The sequence below is a fragment of the Thiohalorhabdus sp. Cl-TMA genome (assembly GCF_041821045.1).
GTDB classification, from domain to species: Bacteria; Pseudomonadota; Gammaproteobacteria; order Thiohalorhabdales; family Thiohalorhabdaceae; genus Thiohalorhabdus; species Thiohalorhabdus methylotropha.
The window spans coordinates 1-4,765 of the sequence record NZ_JBGUAW010000024.1 but is presented as its reverse complement, the minus strand read 5'-3'; the positions used below and the strand labels follow the sequence as shown (position 1 = coordinate 4,765).

Below are 4,765 nucleotides of genomic sequence, written 5' to 3'. Positions count from 1 at the left end.
ATTGCCCCAATCGGGGCATCCAAAGCCGATCAAGCTGCGGCCCAGGGCATTAACCGGCTATCCGTGAATAATCCGGGGTCATACATTCATCTGATAACTGCGTAGTAGAGCGTCCCCAGGTACTAGCGGTCAATGAGCCACATCAGCGCCAAGTTCTCGGCGCTATCCCCGGCCAGCTTGTATATAGTTTGTGGATCGAGACAAGCCGAGCAGGTCGGCCCACCACTTGATCTACTTGGACTTCTTTTGAAGAAAGTCCGCCTCAATTTTGGGGCGGCTGCCATGGACCAGCTTGGGCAAACTATCAAGCAGGTAGTGCTTCCAATGGCTGATTTGCACAGAATGTACCTGGTACTCTCGCAGGACACCTTGGCACCATCCAGGCCAACGCAGCCCTTAAGTTAGGAGCTTAGGCGCATGCCTTTGGCTCGGGACAGGGGAAGGCTCCTTTCAGCGGCTGAGAAGCTCACTAACCCGAATACTTCTAGCCCTTGTCCAGTTTTTGGGATCTAATTCAGGATGCCAACCCTTAGAGGTGGGGGCGGAGATGCAAAATTTACCTCTCTGTGAGATTCATACCAGACTTAATTATAAAGGTCGTGCTACTCGAAGAATTTACGTCAAGATAAGACACCCATTACGATTTTCCTTCAAGAGAACGAACAAAAACCCAATAAAATAAAAACAAAACCAGGAACATATTAATTGCATTAAAAAATTACCATATAAGGGGCGCTTATTATGCTAGGAAAAAGGGAAACTCCATTCATAAGAGAGGGGGATAATATTGTTTTTTTAGTTGGCCCCCCTAGAGGCGGAACAACATTAATGCAGAGCTTTCTATCAAGAGAGTTTGGATTTAAAACCATTCCAGAGACGCATTATTTCAATAAAATTATACCCAAATTGGGGAGGAAGTTTTCCGACCCAGAAAAGAAAATATACAATAAGGGGTGTAGTATAATTAAGGAGGAGCTATATAAAAATTCAGGAATTATTGTAAACAAAAAGGACTTGGAAGGGTTATCATCTAGGGAAGTATTTATCCATCTTTTTGGGGGTGAGGATTCTAAGTTTTTTTTGGAAAAAACCCCACTTCATTCCACAAGTATTGATTTGATTTGGAAGTATTTTCCAGAAGCAAAAGTTGTCCAAATAATACGAGATCCATACTCATGCATAGCGTCTATGAGCGCTATTAGACCAGTAAATTTTTGCGATACAAGAATATCGTATATACATTCTATAAGGCAGTTCTCCTTATACTGGGAAATGGGATGCACGCCAGATGGCAAAACCAAAAATGCAAAAAATTTTTATAGGGTATACTATGAAGACTTCATTGAGAACCCAGAAAAATTAAAGTCTGATTTGGCCCGTTTCTTTTGCATACCCAATACAAACATAAAGAGAGAAAATAATAATTTCTATAATCTTAATTTTAACCCATGGCAAAAACTTAATAGACATTCCCCAAAAAAAGATAGGAAATATGCCGGTTTAAACAGCCTGAAGGAGGAAGAAATTTTTCTAGTTTGGTTTTACAACAAAAATTTAATAAAAAAAATGAATTATCCTTTCCCTGCGATTAAGATACCTGCATGGAGGAAAACTTTATACTTGTTGCTAGACAATACAAAATACTTAATATGGAAATTAAAAATAGAATCCCTAATCAGAAAACTTTCTTGCAGCTAAGAAGAGGAAGAATATGGGTATGAAGAAAGTATATATCGATTGCACCTTTAACCCCTACCTTAAAACAGGAGTGGAAGAGTTTTCCATTAATATGCTAGACGCCATAAGCAACTGGAATACAGAAAGCTTAGAAGTATCTATTATTGTTAAAGCGGAATTTAAGAGTTACTTTGAGGGTAAGTATGGAAGCAAATTTTTTATAAAAGAGTTTAGCACAAATAAATCATGGAAACATTTAAAAGAATTTATCAAAAAGAACACTTTTTTAATGAAATTATTAAGAAAAATTCCAGTATATAACTTTATGGCGGTACCCCAAATAAAATTCCAAAGCCCTAACAAACCAGACCTTTTAATATTTTTTGGGCAATTCGCGTATTTACCCAATGTACCATATTTTTATTTTCCCCATGATATACAGCATGAGTTTTATCCTCACCATTTTTCCAAACACGAGCTTAGCAAAAAAAATAAATTTTACCGCACTCTTTCTGAAAACGCCTCCAGAGTATTTGTCTTTTCCCAAAGCGAAAAGAACAAAATAGCTAAAAAGTATAATTTAAATAAAGAAGCTGTAAAGGTAATACCGCAAGGAGCCCCCCAAGCAAAAGATATCAGGGAAGCAAAAAGTAAAGGTATAGATGTTAAGGATTTCTACTTTTATCCTGCTGTTCCATGGAACCACAAAAACCATTATAATCTTTTAAAGGCTATTAAATATATAAAGGAGGTTTATAATAAAGAAATAAATCTAGTGACTTGTGGAGACAAAAATAAAGGTGACATAAATTTAGACGTTCTCACTCAAAACTTTAATCTTAGCAAAAATGTTAAAAATTTAGGATATATAAGCTCCTCAGATAAGGAGTCCTTGATGGATGAAACGAAAGCGCTTGTGTTTCCTTCCTTGTATGAGGGGTGGGGGATTCCTATTATAGAAGCTGCCCAAAAGGGGAAACCAATTTTGGCGAACAAGCTAGATGTTTTTCAAGAAATATGGGGTGATTCTTTAATTTATTTTGATGGGACAAATCCCTGCAGCATAGCTAAAACCATTTTCCACTTTGAAAAAGGGAGTTATTTTTGGGGGACTCTGCCAAGGCTTGCAAATAATATTTCTTCCGAATTTAGCTGGGAAAAGAGCGCAACCCTATTGATGCGTGAGGCAATTAAAGAGGCATAAAAATCATGGCCAATCTTACAATTATTACTATAAATTATAACGATTATAATAACTTATTAAAAACCGCACAAAGCATAGAACCTTTACTTAAAAATTTTGAATGGGTTGTAGTTGACGGAAACTCCACAGATGGTTCTGTAGAGTTTCTGAACAAATATGGGGATTATGAGAATGTTGTAATTAAATCTGAGAAAGATTCAGGGATATACGATGCGATGAATAAAGGGGTTGACCTTTCAAATAATGAATTTTTATTATTTTTGAACTCGGGAGACACCCTGCAAAGAGATTCTATTCAGAAAATAGACGATGCTATAGAAAATTATTATTTTGATATATTTGTCTTTGGGATTGATATTTCCGATAGCAGTGGAAAGCTTGGCGCTCATCGGAAGGTTACCGATGATTTGGATAAGTTAAAATGTTACCCTTCTATTCCGCATCAGTCGGCAATTATTAGTAAAGATTGCCTCATTAAAAATGATTATTTTGACCTGAGTTACCCATTGGCCGCCGATTATCACTTTTTTTGCAAAGCCTGGCATTCGGGATATTGCGAGTTTGGATTTTTTCTGGATAAAAAAATTTCGGTCTTCTATCAAGATGGTGTTAGCTCAAACCTTAACAATTCACTTAAATTAAATAGTGAATTTTCTAGAATACAAAAGAATATTTTTGGGCGGCCTTGTGCTAGGCAAATTCTATACTTATATATTAGATATTTGTTCGGTTTTATCCCCCGTGGTGAAAGGCTATTTAGACTATTAAAAAGAATTATATTAAGAGGTATTAACTCTTAAATGAAATGGTAATGTTAATTTTGTGAAATTAAGTTTCTCCGGAAATTCTTGGAAGTTTCCTATGTTGCCACACACTGGAAGGATTTTTCCTTGGTGGAGATAAACCCCCTAGAAAAAGGTGATTAAGGTTTATTCGTCGCGATAGCTGGGGTGGACCCATTCCGTTGGACAGTCACCGGGGCTTAAGAAGTAAATGGTCCTTGGGGCCTCCTCAGGCTTCGGTTTCCGGTTGGGTGGCCCAGTGGACCTCGGCCGGGGTTTGATGATCAAGGGCGCTGTGCGGGCGCTCCTCGTTGTAGAACTGGAAATAGTCGTCCAGTCCGATCTCCAGGTCAGGCACGGTCTGGTAGTCCCGGAGGTAGATATCCTCGTACTTCACGGTGCGCCATAGGCGCTCGACGAAGACGTTGTCCAGGGCCTGGCCGCGCCCGTCCATGCTGATGAGGATATCCCGTTTCTGTAGCGGGGCCAGCCACTCCTGACTGGTGAACTGGGCGCCCTGGTCGGTGTTGAAGATCACCGGTTCGCCCCGGCCCAGTGCCATCTCCAGGGCCTCGAGGCAGAAGAGCGCGTCCATCGTGTTGGAGAGCCGCCAAGCCAGCACGTAGCGGCTGTACCAGTCGAGCACGGCCACCAGGTATAGAAAGCCCCGCGGCATGGGGATGTAGGGGCAATGTCCGCGCATCAAACCAAGTTGCTGTTCGTCAGCGCCAGCTCCCGCAGCAGATAGGGGTAGACCGGATTCTGCGGGTGCGGCCGACTGGTTTGCGGCCCGGGAACCGTGGCTTGCAGGCCCATGAGGCCCATCAGCCGCTGGACCCGCTTGCGATTGACGGCATACCCCTGGCGCCGCAGCCAGGCCGTCATCTGGCGGCTGCCATAGAAGGGCGTCTCCAGGTACTGCCGGTCGATAAGCCGCATCAGCGCCAGATTCTCGACGCGCTCCCCGGCCGGCTGGTAGTAGTACGTGGACCGGGGCAGGCCGAGCAGGCCGCATTGCCGCTGAACCCGGATTATTCACGGATAGCCGGTTAATGCCCTGGGCCGCAGCTTGATCGGCTTTGGATGCCCCGATTGGGGCAAT

At 41.9% G+C, this 4,765-nt stretch carries 5 protein-coding genes; 3 read left to right on the top strand and 2 right to left on the bottom strand.

Translation table 11 applies throughout. The annotated features are described in order from the left end of the window. The first annotated feature begins 741 nt into the window (after window positions 1-741). Genes ACERLL_RS17620 through ACERLL_RS17610 form a run of 3 tightly spaced genes read left to right on the top strand, consistent with a single transcriptional unit; the run spans window position 742 to window position 3,681 of the window. A complete protein-coding gene (locus ACERLL_RS17620) occupies window positions 742-1,698 on the top strand; it encodes a sulfotransferase family protein (protein ID WP_373657409.1) in 957 nt (318 codons plus the stop codon). Window positions 1,699-1,717: 19 nt separating this feature from the next. Beyond that, window positions 1,718-2,881, top strand: a complete 1,164-nt coding sequence (locus ACERLL_RS17615; RefSeq protein WP_373657408.1) for a glycosyltransferase family 4 protein — start codon at window positions 1,718-1,720, stop codon at window positions 2,879-2,881. A 5-nt stretch (window positions 2,882-2,886) separates the two neighbouring features. Further along, on the top strand, window positions 2,887-3,681 hold the full coding sequence (locus ACERLL_RS17610) for a glycosyltransferase (protein ID WP_373657407.1): 795 nt from the start codon (window positions 2,887-2,889) through the stop codon (window positions 3,679-3,681). Between the two features lie 211 nt (window positions 3,682-3,892). On the opposite strand, the gene ACERLL_RS17605 is transcribed toward ACERLL_RS17610, so the two are convergent. Both ACERLL_RS17605 and ACERLL_RS17600 read right to left on the bottom strand, forming a co-directional pair. After that, window positions 3,893-4,366: an IS3 family transposase gene (locus ACERLL_RS17605; protein ID WP_373657406.1), complete on the bottom strand. Its 474-nt coding sequence runs from the start codon at window positions 4,364-4,366 to the stop codon at window positions 3,893-3,895. Continuing rightward, entirely contained in the window at window positions 4,366-4,602 is a 237-nt protein-coding gene (locus tag ACERLL_RS17600; RefSeq protein WP_373657405.1) for an IS3 family transposase, read from the bottom strand. Before ACERLL_RS17600 ends, ACERLL_RS17605 begins: the two co-directional genes overlap by 1 nt. Window positions 4,603-4,765 lie beyond the last annotated feature (163 nt).

What these genes read in the sequence shown, in the direction of transcription:
- ACERLL_RS17620 (WP_373657409.1), top strand. Translation starts at nt 742, where the DNA reads ATGCTAGGAAAAAGGGAAACTCCATTCATAAGAGAGGGGGATAATATT.
- ACERLL_RS17600 (WP_373657405.1), bottom strand. Translation starts at nt 4,602, where the DNA reads ATGCGGCTTATCGACCGGCAGTACCTGGAGACGCCCTTCTATGGCAGC.
- ACERLL_RS17610 (WP_373657407.1), top strand. Translation starts at nt 2,887, where the DNA reads ATGGCCAATCTTACAATTATTACTATAAATTATAACGATTATAATAAC.
- ACERLL_RS17615 (WP_373657408.1), top strand. Translation starts at nt 1,718, where the DNA reads ATGAAGAAAGTATATATCGATTGCACCTTTAACCCCTACCTTAAAACA.
- ACERLL_RS17605 (WP_373657406.1), bottom strand. Translation starts at nt 4,366, where the DNA reads ATGCGCGGACATTGCCCCTACATCCCCATGCCGCGGGGCTTTCTATAC.